Below are 14,653 nucleotides of genomic sequence, written 5' to 3'. Positions count from 1 at the left end.
TCCTCCGCCTTGCAGCTGCACGCACCAGACCCCGCTCGGGTCGGCCGGGACGAACCGTCCGTCACGGCCGACCTGATCCAAACGACAGGCCCTAGGCCGGACACGGCCTGGGGACGACGGCTCGGGACGACCGCTCAGCCGATCGTCGCCGGCTCCCGCTCGCGCTGCCTGGCCCAGAACCACTTCTGGGCCAGCAGCGTGAGGGTCCCGGCCACGACGATGCCGAGCAGGTTCAGCAGCAGCTGCTCCGTCGAGCCCCAGGTCTGGCCGGTGTCGCCGTAGCTCAGCGCCACGGCCGCGTTCGCCGCCGCCGGGACCGTCGTCACGGAGATGGCGACGCCGACCAGGGCGCCCGACTTCGCGGACGTCAGCGAGAGCGTGCCGGCCGCACCGGCGAGGACCGCCACGACGAAGGAGAACCAGTCGGGGGCGTACACGAAGCCCGTGTTGGGCCGCTTGCCCTCCAACTGGGCCTCGGTGAACAGGCCGACGGCGTCCATGAAGTGGCTGAAGCCCACCGTCACCGCCATCGCCACCGCGAACCCGACCAGCAGCGCGACCAGGGAACGCAGCGCCAGCCGCGGGCTGCGCTGCACGACCGAGGTGCAGATGCCGGCCAGCGGCCCGAACTCCGGGCCCACCGCCATGGCGCCCACGATGAGGATCGCGTTGTCCAGCACGACACCGCAGGCCGCGATCATCGTCGCCAGCGTGATGAACGCGACATAGGTGACCGACAGCGTCGACTCCTCGTGCGTCGCGTCGGTCAGGTGCTCCCACAGCACCGCGTCGGCGCCCTCGCCCGGAGCCTCGTCCTCGGCCTTGTCGGCGCGCTTGGACAGCGACAGGTCGATGTTCTCCACCGCGATGGAACCGGTCCGGTCGAGGCCGAGCCCCTGGAGCGCGCTGAGCAGTCCGTCACCGGCCTCGCGCGCCACGTCGCACAGCACCACGTCCCCGGCGGGGTTGCGCGCGGCACCCGGCAGGACGACGACGTGCGTGGTGCCGACCGTCCGCTCGATGAGCCGGACCACCTCGTCGGTCGTGTCGGAGGGCGTGATCAGGCGCAGATGCAGCATGGCGGCAGCGTAACGGTCAGAGTTTTCGCAGACTCAGGCGCTGCACCTTGTGGTCCGGGCCCTTGCGGACGACGAGGGTGGCGCGGCCCCGCGTGGGCGCCACGTTCTCCAGCAGGTTGGGCTTGTTGATGGTCCGCCAGGTCGTGCGGGCGTAGTCGAGCGCCTCCTCCTCCGAGACCTGGGTGTACTTGCGGAAGTACGAGGAGGGGTTCTGGAAGGCGGTAGCGCGCAGCTTGCGGAAGCGGTTGAGGTACCAGCGCTCGATGTCCTCGGCCCGCGCGTCCACGTACACGCTGAAGTCGAAGTAGTCGGCGAGGCCGACGCGGGTGCGGCCGTCCTTGCCGGGCAGGGCGGGCTGGAGCACGTTCAGGCCCTCGACGATGAGGATGTCGGGACGGCGGACGGTCAGCTTCTGGTCCGGCACGATGTCGTAGATGAGGTGCGAGTAGACGGGCGCGGTGACCTCGGCCTTGCCGGCCTTGATGTCGGCGACGAAGCGGGTCAGGGCGCGCCGGTCGTAGGACTCCGGGAAGCCCTTGCGGGACATCAGGCCGCGCGCCTCCAGGTCCTTCGTCGGGAGCAGGAACCCGTCCGTGGTCACCAGCTCGACGCGCGGGTGCTCCGGCCAGCGGGACAGCAGGGCCTGCAGGAGACGGGCCACCGTGGACTTGCCGACCGCGACGGAACCCGCGACGCCTATGACGAAGGGCGTGCCGGACTGGGAGCCCTGCTCGCCGAGGAACGTGTTGAGGGCGCCGCGCAGCCCGTCGGTGGCCCCGACGTACAGGTTGAGGAGCCGGGACAGCGGGAGGTAGATGTCCCGCACCTCGTCGAGGTCGATGACGTCGCCCAGACCGCGCAGCTTCTCGACCTCCTCGGCGTTCAGCGGGAGCGGCGTCTTCTCACGCAGCACGCTCCACTCGGCACGGGTGAGGTCGACGTAGGGAGTCGCCTCCGGCCTGGGCCGGTGGGCGCTCCGCGGCGGCGCGGGGACCGGAGAGATCACAGTCCATTGTTACGGGGATTTGAACGGGGCGTGAGGTGGGATCCGTCACGCACTCCCGGGTGACAGCCCGTCCCAGGTCTGGACCGGAGCCTTCCGCGGGGATAGGTTCCCGCCATCCGGGAGGCAGAGCCGCCCTCCGGAAGCGCGGGGGTTGGGAGTGGCGATCGCCATGCACATCCGTGATTTCGTACGCCGCAGGACGCCCGCCACCGAGGCCGCGCCCGCCGATCTCGCCGGCCGCGTGTGGAGCGAACTGGCCGTCGACCTGCCCGACGAGGACCTGGGCGAGGACCTCGACGACTGTCTGGCCCTCTACGAGCTGGGCAGCAAGCCGCGCTGCGAGGAGGTCGAGTACCTGGGGATGGTCCAGGACGCGATCGAGCGGATCGAGCGCGGGGACTGAGCCGCCCGGGGCCGCAATCTCCGATATCGGGCACGCGCTGCCGGGCCGGGACGAGGACGGGCCCTTAGGCTGCCAGCCATGTGCGGAATCGTGGGATACGTGGGGTCGCAGTCGGCACTCGATGTGGTGGTGGCCGGCCTGAAGCGGCTGGAGTACCGGGGATACGACTCGGCGGGCGTCGCCGTGCTCGCGGACGGCGGCCTCGCCGCCGCCAAGCGGGCCGGGAAGCTGGTCAACCTGGAGAAGGAGCTGGTCGACCGGCCGCTGCCGAGCGGCTCGACCGGCATCGGGCACACCCGCTGGGCCACGCACGGCGGCCCCACGGACGCGAACGCCCACCCTCACCTGGACAACGCCGGCCGCGTCGCGGTCGTGCACAACGGCATCATCGAGAACTTCGCCGCGCTGCGCGCCGAGCTGGCCGAGCGCGGACACGACCTGACCTCGGAGACGGACACCGAGGTGGTGGCGCACCTGCTCGCCGAGGAGTTCTCCTCGTGCGCCGACCTCGCGGAGGCGATGCGGCTGGTGTGCCGCCGTCTGGAGGGCGCCTTCACCCTGGTCGCGGTGCACGCCGACGAGCCGGACGTGGTCGTCGGGGCGCGCCGGAACTCGCCCCTCGTGGTGGGCGTGGGGGAGGGCGAGGCGTTCCTCGCCTCCGACGTCGCCGCGTTCATCGCTCACACCCGGTCGGCGATCGAGCTGGGCCAGGACCAGGTGGTGGAGCTGCGCCGGGACGGGGTGACGGTCACCGGCTTCGACGGCAGGACCGCCGACGTGCGCTCCTACCACGTCGACTGGGACGCCTCGGCGGCCGAGAAGGGCGGCTACGACTACTTCATGCTCAAGGAGATCGCCGAGCAGCCCAAGGCGGTCGCCGACACCCTGCTGGGGCGCATCGACGGCTCCGGTTCGTTGTCGCTGGACGAGGTGCGGATCCCCGCTTCGGTGCTGCGCGAGATCGACAAGGTCGTCATCGTGGCCTGCGGTACGGCCTTCCACGCGGGCATGATCGCCAAGTACGCCATCGAGCACTGGACGCGGGTCCCCTGCGAGGTGGAGCTGGCCAGCGAGTTCCGCTACCGCGACCCGATCCTCGACCCCCGTTCCCTCGTGATCGCCATCTCGCAGTCCGGCGAGACCATGGACACCCTGATGGCACTGCGGCACGCCCGTGAGCAGGGCTCCCGTGTGCTGGCGATCTGCAACACCAACGGGTCGACGATCCCGCGGGAGTCGGACGCGGTGCTCTACACGCACGCCGGCCCCGAGGTCGCCGTCGCCTCCACGAAGGCGTTCCTCACCCAGCTGGTGGCCTGCTACCTGGTGGCGCTGTACCTCGGCCAGGTGCGCGGCACCAAGTGGGGCGACGAGATCCGCGCGGTGGTCCGGGACCTGGCGGAGATCTCCCGTTCGGTGGAACGGGTGCTGGAGACCATGGAGCCGGTGCGGGAACTGGCCCGCTCGCTCGCCGACAAGGACACGGTGCTGTTCCTCGGCCGGCACGTCGGGTATCCCGTGGCACTCGAAGGCGCCCTCAAGCTGAAGGAACTGGCGTACATGCACGCCGAGGGCTTCGCGGCGGGCGAGCTGAAGCACGGGCCGATCGCGCTGATCGAGGAGGACCTGCCGGTCGTCGTGGTCGTCCCCTCGTCGCGCGGCCGCTCGGTCCTGCACGACAAGATCGTCTCCAACATCCAGGAGATCCGGGCGCGGGGAGCGCGCACGATCGTGATCGCCGAGGAGGGCGACGAGGCCGTGGTGCCGTACGCGGACCATCTGATCCGCGTCCCGGTCACGCCGACCCTGCTCCAGCCGCTGGTGACGACCGTCCCGCTCCAGGTGTTCGCCTGCGAGCTGGCCACCGCCCGCGGCAACGAGGTCGACCAGCCCCGCAACCTCGCCAAGTCCGTGACGGTGGAGTGAGGCGGGGCCCCCGGGCGGTGCCGGTGCCCCGCGCCTTAGGGTGCGGGGCATGAGCATCATCGGGGTCGGCATCGACGTGGCCGAGATCGACCGGTTCCGGGTGTCGCTGGAGCGAACGCCCGGACTGGCCGAACGGCTCTTCCTGGAACGGGAACTGCTCCTGCCGAGCGGTGAGCGCCGGGGCATCGCGTCCCTCGCGGCGCGCTTCGCGGCGAAGGAGGCGCTCGCCAAGGCGCTGGGCGCCCCGGCGGGCCTGCACTGGACGGACGCCGAGGTCTACGTCGAGGACAGCGGCCGGCCGCGGCTGCGGGTGACCGGGACGGTGGCGGCGCGGGCGGCCGAACTGGGCGTCAGTTCCTGGCACGTGTCGCTGAGTCACGACGCCGGGGTGGCGTCGGCGGTGGTGGTGGCGGAGGGCTGACCGGCCCGCCCGGCCGGGCGGGGCAGGGGCGCGGGGGCGACGGGGGTACGGGACACTCGACGTATGCGTACTGCGTACAGCGTGGAGACCGTGCGGACCGCTGAACGGGAGCTGATGGCGCGGCTCCCCGAAGGAGCGTTGATGCGGCGCGCGGCGGCCGGACTCGCCGCCGCCTGCGCCCAGTTGCTGGGACGGGTGTACGGCAGCCGGATCGTGCTGCTGGTCGGGAGCGGGGACAACGGCGGGGACGCCCTGTACGCGGGGGCCCGGCTGGCCCGGCGTGGCGCCGGTGTCACCGCGGTGCTGACGGCACCCGGACGCACCCATGCGGAAGGGCTGGCCGCGCTGCGGCGCGCGGGCGGCGGCACGGTCGCCCCCGGTGCCGCCGAACCGCTGATCCGGCGGGCCGACCTGGTGGTCGACGGCATCGTCGGGATCGGCGGCCGGGGCGGTCTGCGGGACGAGGCCGCCGTGCTGGCCGAACACGCGGCGAGATCCCGGGCGGCCGTCGTCGCCGTGGACCTGCCGAGCGGGGTCGAGGCCGACACCGGCGAGCTGTCCGGGGCGGCCGTGCGCGCCGACCTGACGGTGACCTTCGGGACCCACAAGCCCGCTCTGCTGGTCGATCCGGCGCGCGAGTACGCCGGTTCCGTACGCCTCGTCGACATCGGGCTCGACCTGCCGGTGGCGCCCGAACTGGAGGCGTTGCAGCACGCGGACGTGGCGGCCCTGCTGCCCTCGCCCTCCGCGGAGAGCGACAAGTACCGGCGCGGGGTGGTCGGCGTCGCCGCCGGGTCCGCGCGCTATCCGGGCGCCGCCGTGCTCGCCGTGGCCGGTGCGCTGCGGGGCGGCGCGGGGGCGGTGCGGTACGTCGGGGCGGCCGGGGACGCCGTGATCGCCCGGTTCCCCGAGACGCTGGTGTCCGACCGGGGGCCCCGGCAGGCCGGGCGGGTCCAGGCGTGGGTGGTGGGACCCGGCGCCGGGGACGACGCGTCCGCGGTGGCCGAGGTGCTCGCGGCGGACGTGCCCGTGCTGGTCGACGCGGACGGGCTGCGGCTCGCCGACCGCGAGGCCGTACGCGGGCGTACTGCGCCCACCCTGCTGACCCCGCACGCCGGGGAGGCCGCCGCGCTGCTCGGCGTCGCCCGCGAGGAGGTCGAGCGGTCCCGGCTGACCTCGGTGCGGGAACTCGCGGGGCTCTACGGGGCGACGGTGCTGCTCAAGGGGTCGACGACGCTGGTCGCCGACGCGGCGGGCGGGGCGGTGCGGGTGAACGCGACGGGGACGTCGTGGCTGGCCACCGCCGGGAGCGGGGACGTGCTGTCGGGGCTGGCCGGGTCGTTGCTCGCGTCGGGGCTCTCCGCGGTGGACGCGGGGAGTGTCGCCGCGTATCTGCACGGGCTGGCGGGGAGGTTCGCCTCCGGTGGGGCTCCCGCGGGGGCGCACGATGTCGCCGACGCGATTCCGGACGCGTGGCGGGACGTACGGGGCTAGCCGCCCGCCTTGTCGGGGTTTGCGTTCCACCGGGGTGGGTGAGGGTGCCCCGGGGTGGGCGAAAGTGCCCCGGGGTGGGCGTGTTCCCCCGGTGAACAGGGGCCGGGGCAGGGGTGTTTCGCCTCCTCCGCCCCTTCCCGTCCCGTTCCCGGGGGCTGCGGCCCCCGGACCCCCCTTCGCGCTGCGCGCTCGTCCTCAAACGCCGGACGGGCTGACATCAGCCCTCCGGGCTCTTGGCATAAACGCCGGAAGGGCTGAGATGCCCGCCCGTACCCCGACGGGGCTGCGGGAGGGGTGGGGGTCGGCTCTGAGACACTGGGGGCGCCATGACTGAGACAGCACATCTGCGCGCCCGCGCCGAGATCGACCTGGCCGCACTGAGGGCCAACGTGCGGACCCTGCGCGCCCACGCGCCCGGCGCGGCCCTGATGGCCGTCGTGAAATCGGACGCGTACGGCCACGGGGCGGTGCGGTGTGCCCGGGCCGCGACCGAGGCGGGGGCCACCTGGCTCGGCACCGCCACGCCCGAGGAGGCGCTGGCGCTGCGCGCGGCCGGTCTCGACGGGCGCATCATGTGCTGGCTGTGGACTCCCGGCGGGCCCTGGCGGCAGGCGGTGGAGGCCGGGCTGGACGTGTCGGTGAGCGCGATGTGGGCGTTGCGGGAGGTCGTCGAGGCCGCCCGGGACGCGGGTGCCGCCGCGCGGGTGCAGCTGAAGGCCGACACGGGCCTCGGCCGGAACGGCTGCCAGCCCGCCGACTGGCCCGAGCTGGTCGCCGAGGCGCTGCGGGCCGAGCGGGAGGGCCTCGTCCGGATCACCGGGCTCTGGTCCCACTTCGCCTGCGCCGACGAACCGGGCCACCCCTCGATCGAGGCCCAGCTCACGCGTTTCCGCGAGATGGTGGCGTACGCGGAGGAGCGGGGAGCGACCCCCGAGGTGCGGCACATCGCCAACTCGCCGGCGACGCTGACGCTGCCCGAGAGCCACTTCGACCTCGTACGCACCGGGATCGCGGTGTACGGGATCTCGCCGAGCCCGGAGATCGGTACGCCCGCCGACTTCGGGCTGCGTCCGGTGATGACGCTCAGCGCGTCGCTCGCGCTGGTGAAGCACGTACCGGGCGGCCACGGCGTCAGCTACGGCCACCACTACGTCACCCCGGGCGAGACGACCCTCGGTCTCGTGCCGGTCGGCTACGCGGACGGCATCCCGCGCCACGCCTCGGGCACCGGTCCCGTGCTGGTCGGCGGGAAGTGGCGGACGGTCGCGGGCCGGGTCGCGATGGACCAGTTCGTCGTCGACCTCGGCGGGGACGAGCCGCCGGCCGGTGCCGAGGCGGTGCTGTTCGGCCCGGGCGACCGCGGTGAACCGACCGCCGAGGACTGGGCGCAGGCGGCAGGCACCATCGCGTACGAGATCGTCACGCGCATCGGAACCCGCGTCCCGCGCGTCCATACGGGAGAAGGACCGAGCAGCTGACGCCGCCGGCCGGGGAACCGGACGGCGGCGACAAATGAACAAGGTGAAGTCCCGGCAGCGCGGGTAACCGGCATACGGTGACGGTCACCTGCGCAGGACAACAGGACATGGCCCGCCCGACGGCGCCCGCGCCCCGGGTGCCGGCGCCGACGGCGGCACCCGACCATCCGGACCCGGCCCCGGACGACAGCCGGCATGCCGGCGAAGAGGAGCGGTACGTGAGCGAGAGCAGTGCGGAGGCAGTCGCGGACGCCGCCGTGGCGGCCGCCGCCTCCGCCGCCGGTACCGCGGGGAACTGGCGCAGGGCCGGTTTCGCCGGGGCCGCGATAGGCGTGGTCGCCGCGGGCGCCGCCGCCGGTGTCGCGATCGAGCGGCTCACCGTCGGCCGCGGCATGCGCAGGAAGGCCCGGCTCGCGCTCGACTCCACGGGTCCCTACGGCTCGCTGCGCGGCACCCCGGGCAAGGCGTACGCCGACGACGGCACCGAGCTGTACTACGAGGTGGACGAGGTCGAGAGCGACGCCTCGCTCAGCCCGCGGCGCCGCCGTCTCTTCGGCCGCAAGGCCCCCGCGCCCGTCACCGTCGTCTTCAGCCACGGCTACTGCCTCAACCAGGACTCCTGGCACTTCCAGCGGGCCGCGCTGCGCGGTGTGGTGCGCACCGTGCACTGGGACCAGCGCAGCCACGGCCGGTCCGGGCGCGGCGCCGCCCAGGTGCGGGACGGGCAGCCGGTCACGATCGACCAGCTCGGCCACGACCTGAAGGCCGTCATCGACGCGGCCGCCCCCGAGGGCCCGATCGTGCTGGTCGGGCACTCCATGGGCGGCATGACCGTAATGGCGCTCGCCGACCAGTACCCCGACCTGATCCGCGACCGCGTCGTCGCCGTGGCGCTGGTCGGTACGTCGTCGGGGCGGCTCGGCGAGGTCAACTTCGGGCTGCCGGTCGCGGGCGTCAACGCGGTGCGGCGTGTCCTGCCCGGGGTGCTGAAGGCGCTGGGGCAGCGGGCGGAGTTGGTGGAGAAGGGGCGGCGGGCCACGGCCGACCTGTTCGCGGGCGTCATCAAGCGGTACTCGTTCGCGTCCCGTGAGGTGGACCCGGCGATCGAGCGGTTCGCCGAGCGGATGATCGAGGGCACGCCGATCGACGTGGTCGCCGAGTTCTACCCGGCGTTCACCGAGCACGACAAGACCGAGGCCCTCGTGCACTTCGCGGGGCTGCCCGTGCTGGTGCTGGCCGGGGTGGGCGACCTGGTGACCCCGAGCGAGCACAGCGAGGCCATCGCGGACCTGCTGCCGGAGGCCGAACTGGTCCTCGTGCCGGACGCCGGGCACCTCGTGATGCTGGAGCATCCGGAGGTCGTCATAGACCGCCTCGCGGACCTCCTCGTGCGCGCGGGAGCGGTACCCGCAGGGGCTACCGTGGGTGGCTATGGAAGCACCAGCAGCACCGCACAGCCCGGCTGAGCCCGCCGCGGGGGGCGTCAGCGTCCGGATCACCGTCACCTCCCCCGAACAGATGCAGGAGCTGGGCCGCCGCATGGCCGGGCTGCTGCGCGCCGGTGACCTCGTCATGCTGAACGGCGAGCTCGGCGCGGGCAAGACCACGCTGACCCGCGGGCTCGGCGAGGGCCTCGGCGTCCGGGGCGCGGTCACCTCCCCGACCTTCGTCATCGCCCGCGTCCACCCGTCCCTCGGCGACGGGCCGCCGCTGGTGCACGTGGACGCGTACCGGCTCGGCGGCGGGCTGGACGAGATGGAGGACCTCGATCTCGACGTGTCGCTGTCCGACTCGCTGATCGTCGTGGAGTGGGGCGAGGGCAAGGTCGAGGAGCTGACCGACGACCGGCTGCACGTGGTGATCCACCGTGCCGTCGGCGACACCACGGACGAGGTCCGGCACGTCACGCTGACCGGGCTCGGCGGGCGCTGGGCGACGGCGGATCTGGGCGTGCTCGCGCTCTGACGGAGCCTTGCCGGGGCCGTCGCGGGCGATGAGGACGGGAACGTTCCGACAGGACGTCGGCAACATGTTGCACAGGGCGTCCCGGCCGTGGTCACATGGACACCAGATCGTGGTTAGGTCTACCTAACCACGCCCGCCCCCGCGGCCCCAGGAGGCGTCCATGCCGACTTCAGAACGAGACGAGGCACTGCCGCGCGTGCCGGCCGCCGTGTCCGTGCGGGACCTGCTGGCCTCGCGCGCGGCGGCCGACGCGGTGTCCACCCCGCCTCCCGCGCCCGCGCCGCCCCGCGCCGAGCCCGCCGAGGTACGGCGCCCGGAAGCCGCCTGACCTCCGGGCCCGGCCCGCCGGGAAGGGCCGCCGCACACGCGGCTACTTGATGACGACGACCTTCTGGCCGATGGTCGCGAAGTCCCACATGGCGTCGGCGTCCTCGCGGGACTCGCGGATGCCGCCGGTCTTCGCGGCCGACGACGGCCTGGCCGTGGACCCGCTGACGGCCGCGCTGAACCCGATGGCGACGCCCTGGTTGGAGGCGAAGCGGACCACGTGCTCGATCGGCGTGCCGTCGGAGCCCGTCACGGCGTTCGACCGGGACGTGACCGTGTAGGTGGCGGGGAGCGGGTCGACCGCGCTGGGCGTGACCTTGAAGGTGCGCCTGACCTTGTCGCCCGCGCCGACGAGCCAGACCCGGTCGTCGTCGATCGAGTAGACGACCCGCTCGCCGGTGCCGGACCGGGCGGGCAGCGCCGCCGGGTTCTTCTTGTCCCTGGGCGCCTTCGACGTGGTGGCCGAGGGCGACTTGGCCGCGTGCGGTTTCCCCAGCGTGTCCGGCACGTTGGCCGACGCCTGGTAGGCGAGGAATCCGACTGCGGCGACGGCCGCCGCGGTGAGCCCGGCCACGAATCCCGAGCTGCTCCTAGCCACCTTGTGTGCCCACCTCTCGTACCACGTACCTGCCCTGTACGTCCTTTGAAGTGACGGTAGCAGCAGGGGCGCGGCTGACCGGGGCGGCCGTGCCCCGGTCCCCGGCGCCGTAGGCTGTTTGCGTGCTCTTGCTCGCTCTGGATACCGCCACCCCCGCCGTCACCGTCGCCCTGCACGACGGGACGTCCGTCGTCGCCTCGTCGAGCCAGGTGGACGCACGACGGCACGGGGAACTGCTGCTGCCCGCCGTCGACCGGGTCCTCGCCGAGGCGGGTACCGGGCTCGACTCCGTCACCGGCGTCGTCGTCGGTGTGGGCCCCGGCCCCTACACGGGACTGCGGGTGGGCCTGATGACCGCCGACACCTTCGGACTCGCCCTCGGCGTCCCGGTGCACGGCCTGTGCACCCTCGACGGGCTCGCCTACGCCTCCGGCCTCGACGAGCCCTTCGTCGTGGCCACGGACGCGCGCCGCAAAGAGGTCTACTGGGCGCGGTACGCCGACGCCCGGACGCGCGTGAGCGAACCCGCCGTGGACCGGCCCGCCGAGATCGCGGAGGCGGTCGCGGGGCTGCCCGCCGTGGGCGCCGGGGCGCTGCTCTACCCCGACGCCTTCCCGGTGGCCCGCGAACCCGAGCACGTCGCCGCGGCGGCGCTGGCCGCGCTCGCCGCGGAGCGGCTCGCCGCGGGGGAGGAACTGCTCGCCCCCCGACCGCTGTACCTGCGCCGCCCGGACGCCCAGGTGCCCAAGAACTACAAGGTGGTCACCCCGAAGTGACCGCGGAGCTGCGCGAGATGCGCTGGTGGGACATCGATCCCGTACTGGAGCTGGAGAAGGACCTCTTCCCCGACGACGCCTGGTCGCGGGGGATGTTCTGGTCCGAGCTGGCCCACTCCCGCGGCCCCGAGGCCACCCGGCGCTACGTCGTCGCGGTCGAGGGGGAGCGGCTCGTCGGATACGCGGGACTGGCCGCCGCCGGGGACCTGGGTGACGTGCAGACCATCGCGGTCACCCGCGACCAGTGGGGAACCGGCCTCGGCGCACGGCTGCTCACCGAGCTGCTGCGGGCCGCGACCGCCTTCGAGTGCGCCGAGGTCATGCTCGAGTGCCGAGTCGACAACGTCCGGGCGCAGAAGCTCTACGAGCGCTTCGGCTTCGAGGCCATCGGGTTCCGGCGCGGCTACTACCAGCCGGGGAACGTCGACGCCCTGGTGATGCGGCTGAACACGGCCTCCGACGGCGGCCCCGCCGCCGGCCCGACCTCCGTACAAGGAACACAAGGAACCGAGATCAATGGCTGACGCGCGCGACGAACCCCTCGTCCTCGGCATCGAGACCTCCTGCGACGAGACCGGCGTCGGCATCGTCCGCGGCACCACCCTGCTCGCGGACGCGGTCGCCTCCAGCGTCGACGAGCACGCCCGTTTCGGCGGGGTCGTGCCGGAGGTCGCCTCCCGCGCCCACCTCGAAGCGATGGTGCCCACCATCCAGCGGGCGCTGAAGGACGCGGGCGTGACGGCGAAGGACCTGGACGGGATCGCCGTGACCGCGGGGCCCGGCCTCGCGGGCGCCCTGCTCGTCGGGGTCTCGGCGGCGAAGGCGTACGCCTACGCGCTCGGCAAGCCGCTGTACGGCGTGAACCACCTGGCGTCCCACATCTGCGTGGACCAGCTGGAGCACGGCGCGCTGCCCGAGCCGACGATGGCGCTGCTGGTCTCGGGCGGCCACTCCTCGCTGCTGCTGTCCACGGACATCACCTCCGACGTGCGGCCGATGGGCGCGACCATCGACGACGCGGCGGGCGAGGCCTTCGACAAGATCGCCCGCGTGCTGAACCTGGGTTTCCCGGGCGGCCCGGTCATCGACCGGTACGCCAAGGAGGGCGACCCGGCCGCGATCGCGTTCCCGCGCGGTCTCACCGGCCCGCGCGACCCGGCGTACGACTTCTCCTTCTCCGGTCTCAAGACCGCCGTGGCCCGCTGGATCGAGGCGAAGCGGGCTGCGGGGGAGGAGGTTCCGGTGCGCGACGTGGCGGCGTCCTTCCAGGAGGCGGTCGTGGACGTGCTGACGCGCAAGGCCGTCCGTGCCTGCAAGGACCAGGGCGTCGACCACCTGATGATCGGCGGCGGGGTGGCCGCCAACTCGCGGCTGCGCGTGCTGGCGCAGGAGCGCTGCGAGGCGGCCGGGATCCGGCTGCGGGTCCCGCGGCCCAAGCTGTGCACGGACAACGGCGCCATGGTGGCCGCGCTCGGCGCGGAGATGGTCGCCCGCAACCGGGCGCCCTCCGACTGGGACCTGTCGGCGGACTCCTCGCTGCCGGTGACGGACCCGCACGTGCCGGGCAGCTCCCACACGCACGACCACATGCACGAGACGGACGGGGAGAACCTGTACTCGTGACCGTGGCGCTGATGTGGGAGGCCCGTGCCGTCGCCGGACGCGGCGAGGACCTGCTCGCCTGGGTGCGGGCGCGGCGGCCGGCCGAGCGGCCCCTGCGCCAGGAGGTCCTGCGGGCGCCGCAGGACCGGGTGCTGGTGATCACGTGGTGGGACGCGGCGTACGACGCCGTGCTCCCGGAACTGCCCGAGCCGCCCGGTGACCTGGTCGCCCGGGCGGTGCACCGCTGGCGGTTCGAGTCGGTCCCCGAAGCCTCCTCCTAGACGCTCGGCAGTTCCGTCGCGGGCCCCTCGGCCGGACCCGTGCGCGAATGTTTCGGTCGTGTCGCCGAATGTTACGGGAACGTGAGCCGGTCAGGGGGGTCCGTCCGACGGGGCCGCGGGGATACGATCGCGGCCATGAAACCCGTGAAGAGCCCTGAGTCGCAGTCCGCGACGCTCGCTGAGATCGCCCGCGAGGCCGGCGTGTCGGCTCCGACTGTTTCGAAGGTGCTCAACGGGCGGGCCGACGTCGCCCCCGCGACCCGCACCCGCGTCGAGGAACTGCTGCGCGCGTACGGCTACCGGCGCCGCCGGGCCGAGGCGGGCCGCTCGCCCCTCATCGACCTGGTCTTCCACGAGCTGGAGAGCGCCTGGGCCATGGAGGTCATCCGGGGCGTCGAGAACGTCGCGCGGGACGCGGGCCTCAGCGTCGTCCTCTCCGAGAGCGCGGGCCGGCTCACCCCCGGCCGGTCCTGGGCCGACCAGGTCGCCGCCCGCCGGCCGCACGGCGTGATCCTCGTCCTGTCCGGCCTGGACGAGTCGCAGCGGGCGCTGCTCACCAGCCGCTCCATCCCCTTCGTCGTGATGGACCCGGCGGGCGACCCAGGCGCCGACGTGCCCTCCATCGGCGCCACCAACTGGCAGGGCGGCCTGGCCGCGACCCGGCATCTGGTCGAGCTCGGGCACACCCGGATCGGCGCGATCAGCGGGCCCTCGCGGATGATGTGCAGCCGCGCCCGGGTCGACGGCTACCGCGCCGCGCTGGAGACGGCGGGGCTGCCCGTCGACCCGGCGCTGATCCGGGCCGGCGACTTCCACCACGAGACCGGCTACCGCGCCGGCCTCGAACTGCTGCGCTCGCCCGACAGCCCGACGGCCGTCTTCGCGGGCAACGACCTCCAGGCCCTCGGCCTGTACGAGGCCGCGCGCGAGCTGGGACTGCGCATCCCGGAGGACCTGAGCGTCGTAGGGTTCGACGACCTGCCGGTCGCCCGCTGGGTCGGCCCGCCCCTGACGACGGTCCGGCAGCCGCTCACCGAGATGGCGGAGGCGGCGGCCAGACTGGTGCTGGAGCTGGGCCGCGAGGAGGAGTCGTCGGCTGCGACCCGGGTGGAACTGGCCACGAGTCTGGTGGTGCGCAGCAGTACGGCCCCGCCCCCGACCGGCGAGCGGCCCGCGGAGTCCGCGGGCTGAAGGCTGCCCGTCCGCGCGGGCGAGCGGACGGCGGCCGACAGGGCCGAACAGCGGGAACTCCCGACGCTCGTCCCGCGAGCCCGAAGAACTTCCGCGAGCATGTAGA

The 14,653-nt window shown here is 73.6% G+C and carries 16 protein-coding genes; 13 read left to right on the top strand and 3 right to left on the bottom strand.

Annotated features, from left to right (window positions below):
• Nucleotides 1-134: 134 nt before the first annotated feature.
• Nucleotides 135-1,079 carry a DUF389 domain-containing protein gene (locus ACFYQQ_RS12465; RefSeq protein WP_355792246.1) on the bottom strand — a complete coding sequence of 315 codons (945 nt, stop codon included), beginning with the start codon at nt 1,077-1,079 and terminating at the stop codon, nt 135-137.
• Nucleotides 1,080-1,095: 16 nt separating this feature from the next.
• Nucleotides 1,096-2,085 carry a type I pantothenate kinase gene (gene coaA, locus ACFYQQ_RS12460; protein ID WP_355792249.1) on the bottom strand — a complete coding sequence of 330 codons (990 nt, stop codon included), beginning with the start codon at nt 2,083-2,085 and terminating at the stop codon, nt 1,096-1,098.
• A gap of 169 nt (nt 2,086-2,254) precedes the next feature.
• Between coaA and ACFYQQ_RS12455 the strand changes: the two genes are divergently transcribed.
• The 8 genes from ACFYQQ_RS12455 to ACFYQQ_RS12420 all read left to right on the top strand — a co-directional run bounded on the left by ACFYQQ_RS12455 (nt 2,255) and on the right by ACFYQQ_RS12420 (nt 10,100).
• On the top strand, nt 2,255-2,488 hold the full coding sequence (locus tag ACFYQQ_RS12455; RefSeq protein WP_355792251.1) for a hypothetical protein: 234 nt from the start codon (nt 2,255-2,257) through the stop codon (nt 2,486-2,488).
• A 78-nt stretch (nt 2,489-2,566) separates the two neighbouring features.
• Nucleotides 2,567-4,414, top strand: a complete 1,848-nt coding sequence (gene glmS, locus ACFYQQ_RS12450; RefSeq protein WP_356169979.1) for a glutamine--fructose-6-phosphate transaminase (isomerizing) — start codon at nt 2,567-2,569, stop codon at nt 4,412-4,414.
• Nucleotides 4,415-4,463: 49 nt separating this feature from the next.
• On the top strand, nt 4,464-4,835 hold the full coding sequence (locus ACFYQQ_RS12445; protein ID WP_356169981.1) for a holo-ACP synthase: 372 nt from the start codon (nt 4,464-4,466) through the stop codon (nt 4,833-4,835).
• 63 nt (nt 4,836-4,898) lie between these two features.
• Entirely contained in the window at nt 4,899-6,329 is a 1,431-nt protein-coding gene (locus ACFYQQ_RS12440) for an NAD(P)H-hydrate dehydratase (protein ID WP_355788821.1), read from the top strand.
• Between the two features lie 326 nt (nt 6,330-6,655).
• Nucleotides 6,656-7,807 (top strand): alanine racemase, encoded by a 1,152-nt coding sequence (gene alr / locus ACFYQQ_RS12435; protein ID WP_356169984.1) that lies wholly within the window; start codon nt 6,656-6,658, stop codon nt 7,805-7,807.
• A 218-nt stretch (nt 7,808-8,025) separates the two neighbouring features.
• Nucleotides 8,026-9,273, top strand: coding sequence for an alpha/beta hydrolase (locus ACFYQQ_RS12430; protein ID WP_355785351.1), 1,248 nt, complete (start codon nt 8,026-8,028; stop codon nt 9,271-9,273).
• Nucleotides 9,239-9,772, top strand: a complete 534-nt coding sequence (gene tsaE / locus ACFYQQ_RS12425; RefSeq protein ID WP_355785348.1) for a tRNA (adenosine(37)-N6)-threonylcarbamoyltransferase complex ATPase subunit type 1 TsaE — start codon at nt 9,239-9,241, stop codon at nt 9,770-9,772. The genes ACFYQQ_RS12430 and tsaE overlap by 35 nt, the downstream gene beginning before the upstream one ends.
• Nucleotides 9,773-9,932: 160 nt before the next feature.
• Nucleotides 9,933-10,100 carry a hypothetical protein gene (locus ACFYQQ_RS12420; protein ID WP_356169988.1) on the top strand — a complete coding sequence of 56 codons (168 nt, stop codon included), beginning with the start codon at nt 9,933-9,935 and terminating at the stop codon, nt 10,098-10,100.
• A gap of 42 nt (nt 10,101-10,142) precedes the next feature.
• Here the strand turns inward: ACFYQQ_RS12420 and ACFYQQ_RS12415 are convergent, their stop codons facing one another.
• Nucleotides 10,143-10,697 (bottom strand): L,D-transpeptidase, encoded by a 555-nt coding sequence (locus ACFYQQ_RS12415; RefSeq protein WP_355787120.1) that lies wholly within the window; start codon nt 10,695-10,697, stop codon nt 10,143-10,145.
• A 122-nt stretch (nt 10,698-10,819) separates the two neighbouring features.
• Between ACFYQQ_RS12415 and tsaB the strand changes: the two genes are divergently transcribed.
• The 5 genes from tsaB (at nt 10,820) to ACFYQQ_RS12390 (ending at nt 14,547) form a co-directional block, all read left to right on the top strand.
• A complete protein-coding gene (gene tsaB / locus ACFYQQ_RS12410; RefSeq protein ID WP_355787117.1) occupies nt 10,820-11,473 on the top strand; it encodes a tRNA (adenosine(37)-N6)-threonylcarbamoyltransferase complex dimerization subunit type 1 TsaB in 654 nt (217 codons plus the stop codon).
• 17 nt (nt 11,474-11,490) lie between these two features.
• Entirely contained in the window at nt 11,491-11,997 is a 507-nt protein-coding gene (gene rimI / locus ACFYQQ_RS12405; protein WP_355787125.1) for a ribosomal protein S18-alanine N-acetyltransferase, read from the top strand.
• Nucleotides 11,990-13,096, top strand: a complete 1,107-nt coding sequence (gene tsaD / locus ACFYQQ_RS12400) for a tRNA (adenosine(37)-N6)-threonylcarbamoyltransferase complex transferase subunit TsaD (RefSeq protein WP_355787114.1) — start codon at nt 11,990-11,992, stop codon at nt 13,094-13,096. The genes rimI and tsaD overlap by 8 nt, the downstream gene beginning before the upstream one ends.
• On the top strand, nt 13,093-13,356 hold the full coding sequence (locus tag ACFYQQ_RS12395) for a hypothetical protein (protein WP_355787111.1): 264 nt from the start codon (nt 13,093-13,095) through the stop codon (nt 13,354-13,356). The genes tsaD and ACFYQQ_RS12395 overlap by 4 nt, the downstream gene beginning before the upstream one ends.
• 135 nt (nt 13,357-13,491) lie before the next feature.
• Nucleotides 13,492-14,547: a LacI family DNA-binding transcriptional regulator gene (locus ACFYQQ_RS12390; RefSeq protein WP_388904380.1), complete on the top strand. Its 1,056-nt coding sequence runs from the start codon at nt 13,492-13,494 to the stop codon at nt 14,545-14,547.
• The last annotated feature ends 106 nt before the right edge of the window (nt 14,548-14,653 follow it).

The sequence above is a fragment of the Streptomyces sp. NPDC005496 genome, assembly GCF_042872045.1.
GTDB lineage: Bacteria > Actinomycetota > Actinomycetes > Streptomycetales > Streptomycetaceae > Streptomyces.
The sequence above is the reverse complement of the archived record's forward strand: the minus strand, read 5'-3'. Positions and strand labels throughout refer to the sequence as shown.